At 72.2% G+C, this 13,992-nt stretch carries 13 protein-coding genes; 7 read left to right on the forward strand and 6 right to left on the reverse strand.

The window, feature by feature from the left end; translation table 11 throughout:
• Window positions 1-950: homocysteine S-methyltransferase family protein (locus ACIRFH_RS33095; RefSeq protein WP_403529122.1), on the reverse strand; the 950-nt coding region annotated here is incomplete at its 3' end.
• Window positions 951-1,338: 388 nt separating this feature from the next.
• Between ACIRFH_RS33095 and ACIRFH_RS33100 the strand changes: the two genes are divergently transcribed.
• The 6 genes from ACIRFH_RS33100 to ACIRFH_RS33125 all read left to right on the forward strand — a co-directional run bounded on the left by ACIRFH_RS33100 (window position 1,339) and on the right by ACIRFH_RS33125 (window position 8,306).
• Window positions 1,339-2,103, forward strand: a complete 765-nt coding sequence (locus ACIRFH_RS33100; RefSeq protein WP_403529125.1) for an IclR family transcriptional regulator — start codon at window positions 1,339-1,341, stop codon at window positions 2,101-2,103.
• 342 nt (window positions 2,104-2,445) lie between these two features.
• A complete protein-coding gene (locus tag ACIRFH_RS33105; protein ID WP_403529128.1) occupies window positions 2,446-3,240 on the forward strand; it encodes an MIP/aquaporin family protein in 795 nt (264 codons plus the stop codon).
• Between the two features lie 84 nt (window positions 3,241-3,324).
• A complete protein-coding gene (gene glpK / locus ACIRFH_RS33110) occupies window positions 3,325-4,863 on the forward strand; it encodes a glycerol kinase GlpK (RefSeq protein ID WP_403529131.1) in 1,539 nt (512 codons plus the stop codon).
• Between the two features lie 8 nt (window positions 4,864-4,871).
• Window positions 4,872-6,488, forward strand: coding sequence for an FAD-dependent oxidoreductase (locus ACIRFH_RS33115; protein ID WP_403529134.1), 1,617 nt, complete (start codon window positions 4,872-4,874; stop codon window positions 6,486-6,488).
• 123 nt (window positions 6,489-6,611) lie between these two features.
• Window positions 6,612-7,187, forward strand: a complete 576-nt coding sequence (locus tag ACIRFH_RS33120) for an SMI1/KNR4 family protein (RefSeq protein ID WP_403529137.1) — start codon at window positions 6,612-6,614, stop codon at window positions 7,185-7,187.
• A 132-nt stretch (window positions 7,188-7,319) separates the two neighbouring features.
• Complete coding sequence (locus ACIRFH_RS33125) at window positions 7,320-8,306, forward strand: PAC2 family protein (RefSeq protein ID WP_403529140.1); 987 nt, start codon at window positions 7,320-7,322, stop codon at window positions 8,304-8,306.
• A 37-nt stretch (window positions 8,307-8,343) separates the two neighbouring features.
• On the opposite strand, the gene ACIRFH_RS33130 is transcribed toward ACIRFH_RS33125, so the two are convergent.
• The 5 genes from ACIRFH_RS33130 to ACIRFH_RS33150 all read right to left on the reverse strand — a co-directional run bounded on the left by ACIRFH_RS33130 (window position 8,344) and on the right by ACIRFH_RS33150 (window position 12,925).
• Window positions 8,344-9,306: a superoxide dismutase gene (locus ACIRFH_RS33130; RefSeq protein WP_403529143.1), complete on the reverse strand. Its 963-nt coding sequence runs from the start codon at window positions 9,304-9,306 to the stop codon at window positions 8,344-8,346.
• A 130-nt stretch (window positions 9,307-9,436) separates the two neighbouring features.
• Window positions 9,437-10,666, reverse strand: a complete 1,230-nt coding sequence (mshC, locus tag ACIRFH_RS33135) for a cysteine--1-D-myo-inosityl 2-amino-2-deoxy-alpha-D-glucopyranoside ligase (protein ID WP_403529145.1) — start codon at window positions 10,664-10,666, stop codon at window positions 9,437-9,439.
• A 103-nt stretch (window positions 10,667-10,769) separates the two neighbouring features.
• The gene (locus ACIRFH_RS33140) at window positions 10,770-11,600 is read right to left on the reverse strand and encodes an SCO1664 family protein (protein ID WP_403529148.1); all 831 of its coding nucleotides are present in this window, start codon (window positions 11,598-11,600) and stop codon (window positions 10,770-10,772) included.
• A complete protein-coding gene (locus tag ACIRFH_RS33145; RefSeq protein ID WP_403529150.1) occupies window positions 11,564-12,154 on the reverse strand; it encodes a DUF3090 domain-containing protein in 591 nt (196 codons plus the stop codon). Before ACIRFH_RS33145 ends, ACIRFH_RS33140 begins: the two co-directional genes overlap by 37 nt.
• Window positions 12,155-12,238: 84 nt before the next feature.
• Window positions 12,239-12,925: a histidine phosphatase family protein gene (locus tag ACIRFH_RS33150; protein ID WP_403529153.1), complete on the reverse strand. Its 687-nt coding sequence runs from the start codon at window positions 12,923-12,925 to the stop codon at window positions 12,239-12,241.
• Window positions 12,926-12,986: 61 nt separating this feature from the next.
• On the opposite strand from ACIRFH_RS33150, the gene corA reads away from it, so the two are divergent.
• On the forward strand, window positions 12,987-13,976 hold the full coding sequence (gene corA / locus ACIRFH_RS33155) for a magnesium/cobalt transporter CorA (RefSeq protein WP_403529155.1): 990 nt from the start codon (window positions 12,987-12,989) through the stop codon (window positions 13,974-13,976).
• Window positions 13,977-13,992 lie beyond the last annotated feature (16 nt).

Genomic DNA, 13,992 nt, shown 5'->3' on the forward strand with positions numbered 1-13,992 from the left:
TCCACGACCTGCCGCAGGTGCTCGGGCGTGGTACCGCAGCAGCCGCCCACCAGGGACAGCCCGTACTCGCGGACGAACGTCTCCTGCGCGTCGGCCAGCTCGGGCGCGCTCAGCGGGTAGTGGGCACCGTCCTTGGTCAGGACGGGCAGGCCCGCGTTCGGCATGCAGGACAGCGGGATCCGGGAGTGCCGGGCCAGATAGCGCAGGTGCTCGCTCATCTCCGCCGGGCCGGTGGCGCAGTTCAGGCCGATCATGTCGATGCCGAGCGGCTCCAGCGCGGTCAGCGCCGCGCCGATCTCCGAGCCCAGCAGCATCGTGCCGGTCGTCTCGACGGTCACCGACACGATCACGGGCACGTCGAGGCCCAGGGCGTCCAGCGCGCGCCGGGCGCCGAGCACGGAGGCCTTGGTCTGCAGCAGGTCCTGCGTGGTCTCCACCAGGAGGGCGTCGGCGCCGCCGGCGACCAGGCCCTCGGCGTTGCGCTGGTAGGCGTCGCGCAGGGTGGTGTACGGGGCGTGGCCGAGGGTGGGGAGCTTGGTGCCGGGGCCCATGGAGCCCAGCACCCAGCGCTGCCGGCCGTCGCGGGCGGCGAACGCGTCGGCCACCTCACGGGCGATGCGGGCGCCCGCCTCGGACAGCTCGTGGACGCGCTCGGGGATGTCGTACTCGCCGAGAGCGGAGTGGTTCGCGCCGAAGGTGTTGGTCTCCACGCAGTCGACGCCGGCGGCGAAATACGCCTCGTGCACCGAGCGCACGATGTCCGGACGGGTCAGGTTCAGGACCTCGTTGCACCCTTCCAGCTGCTGGAAGTCGTCGAGCGTGGGGTTCTGCGCCTGGAGCATGGTGCCCATCGCCCCGTCGGCGACCACCACACGGGTGGCGAGCGCCTCACGGAGGGCGGACACACGGGTCCGGGTGTCGGCGGACGGGGTGGACGGCGACGAGGCCATGAAGGGGCTCCCTAGAATGCGACGGCTGTCGGCTTTGCGCTTCCCGGTGCCGTCCGTCGAGGACGTCCGGGAGAGAACGCACGCCGCCAGGGTAGCCGGGACCGGTGACCGGTGACCGGGGCGTCCACGAGACGGACGAGGACGGAGGGCCGGATGCCCCGCCCCGGGGGTGACGCAGGCACCCGAAGAGGCGAACCCCGCCGGCCGCCCCCTGCCAGGGGGCGGGCGGGCAGCGGAGGCCCCGGAGCCCCGCGGAACACGGTGCTGGTGCGACAGTTGCCCGCCGACCATTAGCGGGAGGTCGGCATGGACCGGTAGTGTTCGGCATTGCCGAACGACGTCAGCGACGCCGAAGTCGGCAGTCGAAGGGGACGGAGGCAGTACGTCGATGGCACGGAACATCCAGTCGCTCGAGCGGGCGGCCGCGATGCTGCGCCTGCTCGCGGGCGGCGAGCGGCGGCTCGGCCTGTCGGACATCGCCTCGTCGCTGGGACTGGCCAAGGGCACCGCCCACGGCATCCTGCGCACCCTCCAGCAGGAGGGCTTCGTGGAGCAGGACGAGGCCTCGGGGCGCTACCAGCTGGGCGCCGAGCTGCTGCGCCTGGGCACGACCTACCTGGACGTGCACGAGCTGCGGGCCCGCGCCCTGGTGTGGGCGGACGACCTCGCCCGGTCCAGCGGCGAGAGCGTCCACCTAGGCGTCCTTCACCAGCAGGGCGTGCTGATCGTCCACCACGTCTTCCGGCCCGACGACAGCCGGCAGGTCCTGGAGATCGGGGCCATGCAGCCGCTGCACTCCACCGCCCTGGGCAAGGTCCTGTCGGCGTACGACCCGGTGGCGCACAGCGAGGCACTGGAGTCCGAGCGCAAGGCGTTCACCGACCGGACCGTCTGCGCGCCGGACGGCTTCGAGCACATCCTCGACATCACGCGCGCGCGTGGCTACGCGGCCGACGTGGAGGAGACCTGGGAGGGCGTCGCGTCCATCGCCGCCCCCATCCACGACCGGCGCCGCATGCCGGTCGGCGCGGTCGGCATCACCGGCGCCGTGGAACGGCTGTGCCGGGAGGGCGAGCTGCGGCCGGAGCTGATCGCGGCGGTGCGGGACTGCGCCCGCGCGGTGTCGCGGGACCTGGGCGCCGGGCGGTTCTGAGGCGCGGACACGCGGGCGGGGCCGGGACGCCGGGTGGCGTTCCGGCCCTCGTCGTACCGTGAAACGGACATTCGGCACCGCGGTCCGCGCACCCTCCGCGCGGAGACCGATAGCCCGCGGCGATCAATAACGATCGTGCTTTCGATAACAGAGCTCTTGACGCGCGCGTGACGCCGAAGCGAGACTCCCGTCCATCGGTCGGCATTGTCGAACACCTACCGGCAATACGCGTTAGAGTGTGACAACGCCAAGGGCCGCCATCGCTCTCACACCGAGGGCGCCGGAACACCCGGAGGGACCCGGGGTTCGGCTTCCCCTGGACGAAGGACAAAGGAGTCGCGGGTGTCCAGCTCCGACATCTTCATCGGCGAGACCATCGGTACCGCCATACTCATCCTGCTCGGCGGCGGTGTCTGCGCCGCCGTGACGCTCAAGGCATCCAAGGCCCGCAACGCCGGCTGGCTCGCCATCACCTTCGGCTGGGGCTTCGCCGTCATGACGGCGGCGTACATCTCCGGCCCGCTGTCGGGCGCGCACCTCAACCCGGCCGTGACGGTCGGCATCGCGATCAAGGACGGCGACTGGAGCAACGTCCCGACCTATCTCGCGGGCCAGCTTCTCGGCGCCATGATCGGCGCGGTCCTGGTCTGGGTCGCCTACTACGGCCAGTTCCAGGCCCACCTCACCGACCGCGAGATCGTCGGCGGTCCGGGCGCGCAGGACACGACGGCCAAGGCCGTCGAGGCACAGGAGACCGGGGCCGGGCCGGTGCTGGGCGTCTTCTCGACCGGTCCCGAGATCCGCAACGTGGTGCAGAACCTCGCCACGGAGATCATCGGCACCTTCGTCCTGCTGCTCGCCATCCTCACCCAGGGCCTCAACGACGAGGGCAACGGCCTCGGCACCCTGGGCGCCCTGATCACCGCATTCGTGGTCGTCTCGATCGGTCTGTCCCTCGGCGGTCCGACGGGCTACGCGATCAACCCGGTCCGCGACCTCGGCCCGCGCATCGTCCACGCACTGCTGCCCCTGCCCAACAAGGGCGGCTCCGACTGGGGCTACGCCTGGATCCCGGTCGTCGGTCCGCTGATCGGAGGAGCGATCGCCGGAGGTGTCTACAACGTCGCGTTCGCCTGAGCGGTCCCCCGCTCGGCAAGCACCGAGCCGCAGCACACGCGCCGTACGCACCGGCCGTCACACCACGGAAACCAGGAGCACACAGTGACCGACGCCCACACCGCAGGCCCCTTCATCGCCGCCATCGACCAGGGCACCACCTCCTCCCGCTGCATCGTCTTCGACCGCGACGGGCGCATCGTCGCCGTCGACCAGAAGGAGCACGAGCAGATCTTCCCCAAGCCGGGCTGGGTCGAGCACAACGCCACGGAGATCTGGACCAACGTCCAGGAGGTCGTCGCCGGTGCGGTCGGGAAGGCCGGCATCACCCGTGACGACATCAAGGCCATCGGCATCACCAACCAGCGCGAGACGACGCTGGTCTGGGACAGGAACACCGGTGAGCCCGTCCACAACGCCATCGTCTGGCAGGACACCCGCACCGACGCCCTGTGCCGCGAGCTCGGCCGCAACGTCGGCCAGGACCGCTTCCGCCGCGAGACCGGCCTCCCCCTCGCCTCCTACTTCGCCGGTCCCAAGGCCCGCTGGCTGCTCGACAACGTCGACGGCCTGCGCGAGCGCGCCGAGGCGGGCGACCTGCTCTTCGGCACCATGGACACCTGGGTCATCTGGAACCTGACCGGCGGGGTGAACGGCGGCAAGCACGTCACCGACGTCACCAACGCCTCCCGCACCCTGCTGATGAACCTGCACACCATGGAGTGGGACGCGCGCATCTGCGAGTCCATCGGTGTGCCGATGCAGATGCTCCCCGAGATCCGCTCCTCCGCCGAGGTCTACGGCGAGATCACGGGCGGCAGGCTCGGCGACCTGCTCGGCGGCGTCCCCGTCGCCTCCGCGCTCGGCGACCAGCAGGCGGCCCTGTTCGGCCAGACCTGCTTCTCCGAGGGCGAGACGAAGTCGACGTACGGCACCGGCACCTTCATGGTGATGAACACCGGCGACAAGATCATCAACTCGTACTCGGGCCTGCTGACCACGGTCGGCTACAAGATCGGCGACCAGGACACGGTCTACGCCCTGGAGGGCTCGATCGCCGTCACCGGTTCGCTGGTGCAGTGGATGCGCGACCAGATGAGCCTGATCTCCACCGCCGCCGAGATCGAGACGCTGGCGATGCAGGTCGAGGACAACGGCGGCGCCTACTTCGTGCCGGCCTTCTCCGGCCTGTTCGCCCCGTACTGGCGCTCCGACGCCCGCGGGGTGATCGCCGGCCTGACCCGGTACGTCACCAAGGCGCACCTCGCGCGCGCCGTCCTGGAGGCCACGGCCTGGCAGACCCGGGAGATCGCCGACGCCATGACGAAGGACTCCGGCGTCGAGCTCTCGGCCCTCAAGGTCGACGGCGGCATGACCTCCAACAACCTGCTGATGCAGACCCTCGCCGACTTCGTGGACGCCCCCGTGGTGCGCCCGATGGTCGCCGAGACCACCTGCCTCGGCGCCGCCTACGCCGCCGGACTCGCCGTCGGCTTCTGGAACAGCACCGACGACCTGCGCGCCAACTGGCGGCGGGCCGCCGAGTGGACCCCCCGCATGGACGCGGAGACCCGCGACCGTGAGTACAAGAGCTGGCTCAAGGCCGTCGAGCGGACCATGGGCTGGCTCGAGGACGAGGAGTAAGAACCGCAATGACCACTCAGTCCACCCTGCAGTCCGTGCCTGCCCTGGGGACGCACCCGGCCTCCGGCTCGAACCCGAGCCGGGCCGAGACCCGGGAGCAGCTCTCCAAGGCGTCGTACGACCTTCTCGTGATCGGCGGCGGCATCCTGGGCATCTCCACCGCCTGGCACGCCGCGCAGTCCGGCCTCAGGGTGGCCGTGGTCGACGCCGGCGACTTCGCCGGCGCCACCTCCTCCGCGTCCTCCAAGCTGCTCCACGGCGGACTGCGCTACCTGCAGACCGGCGCGGTGAAGCTGGTGGCGGAGAACCACTTCGAGCGCCGTGCGGTCTCCCGCCAGGTGGCCCCCCACCTGGCGAACCCGCTCACCTTCTACCTCCCCGTGTACAAGGGCGGGCCGCACGGCGCGGCGAAGCTCGGCGCCGGTGTCTTCGCGTACTCGGCGCTGTCCGCCTTCGGCGACGGCGTCGGCCACCTGCTCTCCCCGGCCAAGGCCGCGCAGGACGTGCCGGAGCTGCGCACCGACAACCTCAAGGCCGTGGCCGTGTACGGCGACGACCAGATGAACGACGCCCGCATGGCGCTGATGACGGTGCGCGCGGCGGTCGACTCGGGCGCGGTGGTCCTCAACCACGCCGAGGTCACCGGCCTGCGCTTCACCAAGGGCCGGGTGACCGGCGCCGAGCTGAAGGACCGGCTCTCCGGCGACGAGTTCGGCGTGAACGCGCGTCTGGTGCTCAACGCCACCGGTCCCTGGGTCGACCACCTGCGCCGGATGGAGGACCCGGACGCGGCGCCGTCCATCCGCCTCTCCAAGGGCGCGCACCTGGTCCTCAAGCGCACCGCGCCCTGGAAGGCCGCGCTCGCCACCCCGATCGACAAGTACCGGATCACCTTCGCCCTCCCCTGGGAGGACATGCTGCTGCTCGGCACCACGGACGAGGAGTACGAGGGCGACCCGGCGGACGTCGCGGTCAACGACAAGGACATAGCCCAGATCCTGGACGAGGCCGCGTTCTCCATCCGCGACCAGCAGCTCGACCGGGACCTGATCACATACTCGTTCGCGGGCCTGCGCGTGCTGCCGGGCGGTCCCGGTGACACCGCGAAGGCCAAGCGCGAGACGGTCGTCACCGAGGGCCGGGGCGGCATGCTGTCCGTCGCGGGCGGCAAGTGGACCACCTTCCGTCACATCGGCCGCACGGTGATGAAGAAGCTGGAGGCGCTGCCGGGTCACCCGCTCGGTGACGACTTCGAGCCGGTCAACTCACTGCCGAAGAAGCTGCCGCTGCCCGGCGTCGCCAACCCGCGCGCGGTCGCCCACCGGCTGCTGGTGGACGGCCCGGCGCCCGGTCCGCGCATGGCGGCGGACACCGCCAGGCACCTGGCCACCCACTACGGTTCGCTGGCCTTCGACATCGCCCGCATCGCCAACGAGAACCCGGAGCTGGCCGAGCGCGTCCACCCCGACGCCCCGGAGATCTGGGCGCAGGTCGTGTGGGCCCGTGACCACGAGTGGGCCGAGACGCAGGACGACGTGCTGCGCCGCCGGACGACGCTGACCATCCGCGGCCTGGCCACGGACGAGATCCGCGCGAAGGTCCAGGACCTGCTCGACGAGAAGTAGGGCCGTCGGAGGAAGGCTCGACGGCCGGACGGCCCTGCGCGACGGAAGGGGCGCCTCCCCGCACGGAGGCGCCCCTTCCGCACCCCGTGGGGCGTTGTCGGTGCCGGCTGGTGTCCATGGGGCATGAACAACGACCGCGTGGACCCCGCCGAACTCGCCGCACTGCGTGCCGCGTTCGTCGACGACGACGGCAGGGCCCCGGCCCTCGGTCCGGAGGCGGTGCGCGCCTTCGAGGCGGAGCACGGGATCGTCCTGCCGGAGCCGTACCGCACCTTCGTCGCGCAGATCGCGGACGGCTCCCGCCAGGGCCCGCCGGCCCATGGACTCCTGGGGCCGGGCGAGTTGCCCGCCGGCTGGGGCGGCGACCCGTCGGCCAGGGACCTGAGCGAGCCGTTCCCGCCGACGGAACCCTGGCTCCGGGAGGAGGACGAGGAGAGCGACGAGCCGGAGGAGGACCGGGACGCCGTCATCGACCGGGTCCTCCACCACGGCTCGGTCGTGCTCGGCACCGACGGCTGTGCCATGGACGGGCACCTCGTCGTCACCGGGCCGCACCGCGGCCGGATATGGCGGGTCACCGACGTGGGTGCGCTGCCCTTCGGTGCCGCGTCCGGTCGTACGACCGCCGAGTCCGGCTTCGTCGGCTGGGTGCGGCACTGGGCCGACGGCAAGGAGTGGTTCGATGCCGAGGCCGCGTGAGGGCCGGGGTGTCCGGGGGCGGTGCACGGGGCAGTGATCCGTTCACTCCCCCGTGCAAGGGGGCTGCGGGCGGTCCCTCGGCACGCCGTAAGGTTGGGGGGTACGCGAGGGCACGTCGGAAGGAGGCGCTGGGTGATCGAGCTCGAGGGGGTTCCCGAGCTGATCGACCCGGTCATGGTGGCCGCGTTCGAGGGCTGGAACGATGCCGGTGACGCCGCCTCGGCCGCGGTCGCGCATCTGGACAAGGAGTGGAAGGGCGAGGTCTTCGCGGCACTGGACGCCGAGGACTACTACGACTTCCAGGTGAACCGCCCCACAGTGTTCATGGACGGCGGTGTCCGCAAGATCACCTGGCCGACGACCCGGCTCTCGGTGGTCCGCGTCGGCGGGGACAAGCCACGCGATCTCGTCCTCGTCCGCGGCATCGAGCCGTCCATGCGCTGGCGCTCGTTCTGCAACGAACTGCTCGGCTTCGCCCATGAGCTGGGCGTGGAGCTGGTCGTCGTGCTGGGCGCCCTGCTGGGCGACACCCCGCACACCCGTCCGGTGCCGATCAGCGGGACCACGTCGGACGCCGACCTGGCCCGCCGCATGGACCTGGAGGAGACCAAGTACGAGGGCCCCACGGGCATCGTCGGCGTCCTCCAGGAGGCGTGCACGCACGCGGGCGTGCCGGCGGTGTCGCTGTGGGCGGCGGTGCCGCACTACGTGTCGCAGCCGCCGAACCCGAAGGCCACGCTGGCCCTGCTGAACCGGCTGGAGGACCTGATCGACGTGCGCATCCCGCTGGGCGAGCTGCCCGAGGACGCGCGCGCCTGGCAGGTCGGGGTGGACCAGCTGGCCGCGGAGGACAGCGAGGTGGCCGAGTACGTCCAGTCGCTGGAGGAGGCCCGGGACACCGCGGAGCTGCCGGAGGCCTCGGGCGAGGCGATCGCCCGCGAGTTCGAGCGGTACCTGCGGCGCCGGGACGGCGGCTCCGGACCGGGCGGGCACGCCACGGCGGACGGCGGTGACGGCACGCCCGGGACGCCGTTCCTGCGGGACAATCCGAGCGGCCGCACCCGCCCGCCGAAGCCGCCGAAGGCGGGCGGGGACGACGAGGAGACCACAGAGGAGTGACGGGGGCGGGGCGTGCACGCCCCGCCCCCGCCGAACCTCAGACCCGGTCCACCGCCACGGCGTCGTACTCGGTGTCGGGCTGCGGCGGGTCCACGTCGAAGCGCGCGTTGGGCAGGTACAGCCGGTTCCCCCAGGCCGCGACCGTCGTCGGGATGCGGAAGCGCGGGTCGGTGATGCGGGCGATCGCGGTGCCCCGGGTACCGGCCGAGTTCAGCCGGAACACGTCGATCGCGTTCTGCCACTGCTGGACGGCGTAGAGGATCCTGCCGCACAGCAGGAGCCCGTCGCCGTTGGGGAGCCGGGCCGGGCCGAGGTCGACGGCGCGGGCGGTCCCGGTGCGCGGGTCGACCCGCATGAGGCCGCCGCCGTTCGCGAAGGCGTTGACCAGGAGCAGCGCGCTGCCGTCGGGGGTGCGCTCGATGCCGTTGGCGGTGAAGTCCGGGCCCTGCTCCCAGTCACCGCCCAGGGGGACGGTCTCCACGGCACCGGGCCGCCCGTGCCGGTCGAGGGCCAGCCGGTAGAGCACCGGCTGGAAGGATTCGGTGAACCACGCGGCGCCCGGGGTGAGGATCACGTCGTTCACGAACGTGCCGCCGGTGGCGTACACCTTCTCCGTCCTGCCCGTCCGGACGTCGACCGTGCGGATCTCCCCGCTGTCGCCGCCGCTGACGAAGAGTCTGCCTCGCGGATCGATGCGCAGGCCCACGCTGGCATGGCCGGCGCCGAGGCCCTTGGCCACGACCGTGCCGCGGCCGGTGGCCAGACTCGCCCGGAAGATGTCCCCGTTCGCCATGGAACCGAAATAGGCGAACGGAGCCCTGCCGATGGTGATGCCCTCGGGCTGGAAGCCGTCGGGCAGCGGGAACCTGCGGGGCCACGCGGCCGGGGCGGAGTCCTGCCCCGCCGCGTGGGCGGTGCCGCCGAGCAGCGCCGCTCCGCCCAGGGCGGCCGTGCCGGCGAGGAAGCCTCGTCGTGCGAAGGAACGATCGGTGGGTGGCACTGTGCGTCCTTCCGCAGAGGGCCGGCCCCGCGGGCCGGCCGTTCGGTCAACAGACGTCCACACCCCACCACATGAACGGGGGCTTCCACAGGGGTTGGCCGCGGAAGCCCCCTTGTCTCTTGTCGGCGTCCTACAGAGCGATGCCCAGCAGCGCGTCCACCGCGCGGGAGACGACGCCGGGCGCGCCGGTGTCCGTGCCGCCCGTCTCCTCCTGGAGCGCGGCCCAGCGGTCGACGGCGTCGAGCGCGGCCGGGGAGTCCAGGTCGTCGGCGAGGGCCTCGCGGATCTCCTCGACGAGCGCCTCGGCGGGCGGGCCGTCGGGCCGGGACACGGCGGCGCGCCACCGCTCCAGCCGGGCGACGGCGTCCCGCAGCACCTGGTCGGTCCACTCCCAGTCGGAGCGGTAGTGGTGGGCGAGCAGCGTGAGCCGGATGGCGGCGGGGTCGACGCCGTCGCGGCGCAGCTGGGAGACGAAGACCAGGTTGCCCTTGGACTTGGACATCTTCTCGCCGTCGAGAGCGACCATGCCGGCGTGGACGTACGCCTTGGCCATGGGGAACTCGCCGGTGAGCACCTGGGCGTGCGAGGCGCCCATCTCGTGGTGCGGGAAGGCCAGGTCGGAGCCGCCGCCCTGGACGTCGAAGCCCATGCCGAGGTGGTCCAGGGCGATGGCCACGCACTCGATGTGCCAGCCGGGGCGTCCGCGGCCGAGGGAGCCGCCGTCCCAGCTGGGCTCGCCCTCGCGGGCCGCCATCCACAGCATCGGGTCGAGCGGGTTCTTCTTGCCCGGCCGGTCCGGGTCGCCGCCCCGCTCGGCGGACAGCAGCCGCATGGCGGCCGTGTCGAGGTGGGAGACGCCGCCGAAGTGGGGGTCGGACTCGACGGAGAAGTAGATGTCCCCCTCGAGCTCGTAGGCGGCGCCGGCGTCGCGCAGCCGCTCGACGAGCGGGACGATGCCGGGTATGGCCTCCACGGCGCCTATGTAGTGCTTCGGCGGGAGCATGCGCAGGGCGGTCATGTCCTCGCGGAAGAGGGCGGTCTCCTTCTCGGCGAGGGCGGTCCAGTCGACGCCGTCCCGCTCGGCCCGCTCCAGGAGGGGGTCGTCGACGTCGGTGACGTTCTGGACGTAGTGGACCTGCCGCTTGGTGTCGAGCCACACGCGCTGCACGAGGTCGAACGCGTTGTAGGTCGCCGCGTGCCCCATGTGGGTGGCGTCGTACGGGGTGATGCCGCAGACGTAGATACGGGCGACGGGACCGGGGTCGAGGGTGACCGGGCCGCCGGTCGCGGTGTCGTGGATCCTCAGGTCGCGGCCCTGACCAGGCAGGGCGGGGACCTCGGAAGCGGGCCAGGCATGCATGTCATGAGCCTAACCGGACGGGTGTTCCGTCCACGAACCGGACCGGACCGGATGGCCGGTGAGGCGCTCTTGCGCGTCACCGGCCGTTGTGCAGGCCGGGCACCTACACGGGTGGCCAGGGGATGGCCGGCCACTCCCCGCCCGGTTCCGGGTGCTTCCCGGACGCCAGGAGGGCGTCGACACGGGCGCGCGTGGCCTCCAGTTCGGCGGAGGTGATCAGTTCGCCGAGCCGGGCCGCCAGCGGTGCGCCGTCCTTCAGGGCCTCCCGGAGGGCGTCGAGCACCGCCAGGGCCTCCGCGGTCAGCGGGTCGCCCGCCCAGCCCCACAGGAGCGTCCGCAGCTTGTTCTCGGCGTGGAAGGTCACCCCGTGGTCGATGCCGTAGAGCAGGTCCCCCGCCGCGGGCAGCAGGTGACCGCCCTTGCGGTCGGCGTTGTTGACGACGGCGTCCAGGACGGCGAGCCGGCGCAGCCGCTCGTCGTCGGCGTGCACGAGCAGCGCCGTGCGGCCCTCGCCGACCTCGGCGAACGCCACGGCCTTCCAGCCGGGGCCGGGCTCCTCGGCGTCCACCAGGGCGAGCAGTTCCGACTCCGGCACGGCGTCGATCCACAGCTGGACCATGCCCTCGCCGTACGGGCCGTCGCGCAGCACGGTGGGCGGCACGAGACCCCAGCCGGTCGCCTCGGAGACCTCGTACGCGGCGACCTCGCGCTGGGCGAGCGTGCCGTCCGGGAAGTCCCACAGGGGACGCTCCCCCGCCACGGGTTTGTAGACGCAGGCCGCCTCGCGTCCCTCGTGCGCCACCGTGCAGTACAGCGCCGCGTTGGACGCCTCGCGGATGCGGCCGCGCACGGTCAGCTCGCCCCGGGCGAGCAGCTCGGCGGTCGCCGCGTCGGTGGTCACGCTCCGCGGCGGTATCCGTTCTGGCGCGGACATACGTGTCCTTCCGGGTCGAGCGGGAGGCTGCACAGCGGGCACGGCGGCCGCCCGGCGTTGACGACGTCGAGGGCGCGCTTGGCGAAGGCCCTGGCCTGCGCGCCGGAGAGGCGGACCCGGAGCATCGGGGGGCCGTTCTCCTCGTCCTGGAGGAGCCGTTCCTCGGCCTCGGCCAGGTCCTCCTCGGTCTCGGCCTCGAGCTCGACGAGGGCCTGCGCCTCGACGACCATGCACTGGTCCTCGCCGTCCCAGGCGAGCGCCATGGTGCCGACCCGGAACTCCTCCTCGACGGGGGTCTCCAGCGGCGCCGTGTCGGCGGCCTCCGTGGGGGCCACGGCGGGTACGACGGTGCTGCCGCCGCTGCGCCGCACGACCTCGTCGAGCAGTTCGTCCATGCGTTCGGCGAGCGCGGCGACCTGGGTCTTCTCCAGGGCCACGCTGGTCACCCGGGAGCCGGCGACGGCCTGGAGGAAGAACGTACGGCGTCCGGGAAGCCCGACCGTGCCGGCCACGAAACGATCCGGTCGGTCGTAGAGGAACACCTGACGGGACACGTCCTGTCTCCATGGGAAGTCGGGGGAAGCGGAAATCGGGGGGCGGTCACTGCTGTGATCGCTTCACCCTACTGCGGCCGACGATCACGGTGCGCCCGCACCACCACCGACGGGGGCGTCGCCCTCCGCGGGTTCCTCGCGCGGCGCCAGGGAGGCGAAGTCACCGGTGTCGCCGAGGCGGACGAGGAACGGCCGCAGCCGGGTGTAGCGGATCGCGGTGACGGAGCAGGGTTCGACGGAGATGCGCTGGAAGAGGTCGAGGTGGAGGCCGAGCGCCTCCGCGACGAGGGACTTGATGATGTCGCCGTGGGAACACATGAGGTACACGGCGTCGGCGCCGTGGTCGCGCTCCACGCGCGCGTTCCACTCGCGTACCGCCTCGGCGGCGCGGGTCTGCATGGCGCGCATCGACTCGCCGCCGGGGAACGCCGCCGCGGAGGGGTGGGCCTGCACGACCTCCATCAGGGGCTCGTCCTTGAGCTCGGCGAGTTTGCGGCCGGACCAGTCGCCGTAGTGGCACTCCCCGATCCGTTCGTCGGTGTGCGCCCGCAGTCCGGGGCGGGCGTCGAGCAGGGGCCGGACCGTCTCCTGACAGCGCTGCAACGGGCTGACGACGACCTCGGCGAGCGGCAGGCCGGCGAGCCGCCCGGGCAGCGCGGCGGCCTGTGCGGCCCCGCGTTCGTCGAGGGCGACGCCGGGCGTCCAGCCGGCGAGCAGTCCTTCGGTGTTGGCGGTGGAACGTCCGTGCCTGACCAGGATCAGCGTGGGCATGCGGACAGGGTAGGCATACAGCCCGGCGCTCGGGCGCCGGGGCGAAGGGAGAATGCGTTCGGTGATCGTCGACTGTGCCATCTACCGGGGCGGGCACCGGACGGACGGGCCCGAGGACTTCTCCGACGCGCTCGGCGAGGCGCGGGAGGCGGGCGGCTTCGTGTGGATCGGGCTGTACGAACCGACGGAGGAGGAGTTCGACCTGGTCAGCCAGGAGTTCGGGCTCCATCCCCTGGCCGTGGAGGACGCCCTGAAGGCGCACCAGCGGCCCAAGCTGGAGGTGTACGAGGACTCGCTCTTCGCCGTCCTCAAACCGGTGGTGTACGAGCCGGAGAGCGACACCGTGTCCACCGGCGAGCTCATGATCTTCCTGGGTGACGCGTTCGTGGTCGTGGTCCGGCACGGCGAGGGCTCCCCGTTGAAGGACGTGCGGCGGCGTCTGGAGCACGAGCCGGAACTGCTCGGCAAGGGCCCCACCTCGGTGCTGTACGCGATCGCCGACGCCACGGTCGACCACTATCTGGACGTGGCCACCGAGCTGGGGACCGACCTGGAGGAGCTGGAGGCGGAGGTCTTCTCGCCGGACGGCGGCGGATCGCGGCACACGGCGTCGCGCATCTACAACTTCAAGCGGCAGGTCCTGGAGTTCCGCCGCGCGACGGGCCCGCTGGCACCGCCGCTGGCCCGCCTGGCCGGGTCGTTCGGCGCCGGGGTGCCGTTCGTGAACGACAAGGCACGGCCGTTCTTCCGGGACGTCAGCGACCACCTCACGCGGGTGAACGAGTCGGTGGAGGGTCTGGACCGGCTGGTCTCGGACATCCTGTCCGCACACCTGGCGCAGATGAGCGTCCGCCAGAACGACGACATGCGGAAGATCTCCGCGTGGGCGGCCATGGCCGCGGTCCCCACGATGATCGCGGGGGTCTACGGCATGAACTTCGACCACATGCCGGAGCTGCACTGGGTGTGGTCCTACCCTGCGGTGATCGCGCTGATGGCCGCCCTGGAGGTGCTGCTGTTCCGGCTGTTCAAACGCCGGGGCTGGCTCTGAGTCCCGGTGGGGCCCG

The sequence above is a fragment of the Streptomyces sp. NPDC093586 genome, from assembly GCF_044764905.1.
Classification (GTDB): domain Bacteria; phylum Actinomycetota; class Actinomycetes; order Streptomycetales; family Streptomycetaceae; genus Streptomyces.

What these genes read in the sequence shown, in the direction of transcription:
- ACIRFH_RS33150 (WP_403529153.1), bottom strand. Translation starts at nt 12,925, where the DNA reads ATGCCCACGCTGATCCTGGTCAGGCACGGACGTTCCACCGCCAACACC.
- ACIRFH_RS33120 (WP_403529137.1), top strand. Translation starts at nt 6,612, where the DNA reads ATGAACAACGACCGCGTGGACCCCGCCGAACTCGCCGCACTGCGTGCC.
- mshC (WP_403529145.1), bottom strand. Translation starts at nt 10,666, where the DNA reads ATGCATGCCTGGCCCGCTTCCGAGGTCCCCGCCCTGCCTGGTCAGGGC.
- ACIRFH_RS33100 (WP_403529125.1), top strand. Translation starts at nt 1,339, where the DNA reads ATGGCACGGAACATCCAGTCGCTCGAGCGGGCGGCCGCGATGCTGCGC.
- ACIRFH_RS33115 (WP_403529134.1), top strand. Translation starts at nt 4,872, where the DNA reads ATGACCACTCAGTCCACCCTGCAGTCCGTGCCTGCCCTGGGGACGCAC.
- ACIRFH_RS33140 (WP_403529148.1), bottom strand. Translation starts at nt 11,600, where the DNA reads ATGTCCGCGCCAGAACGGATACCGCCGCGGAGCGTGACCACCGACGCG.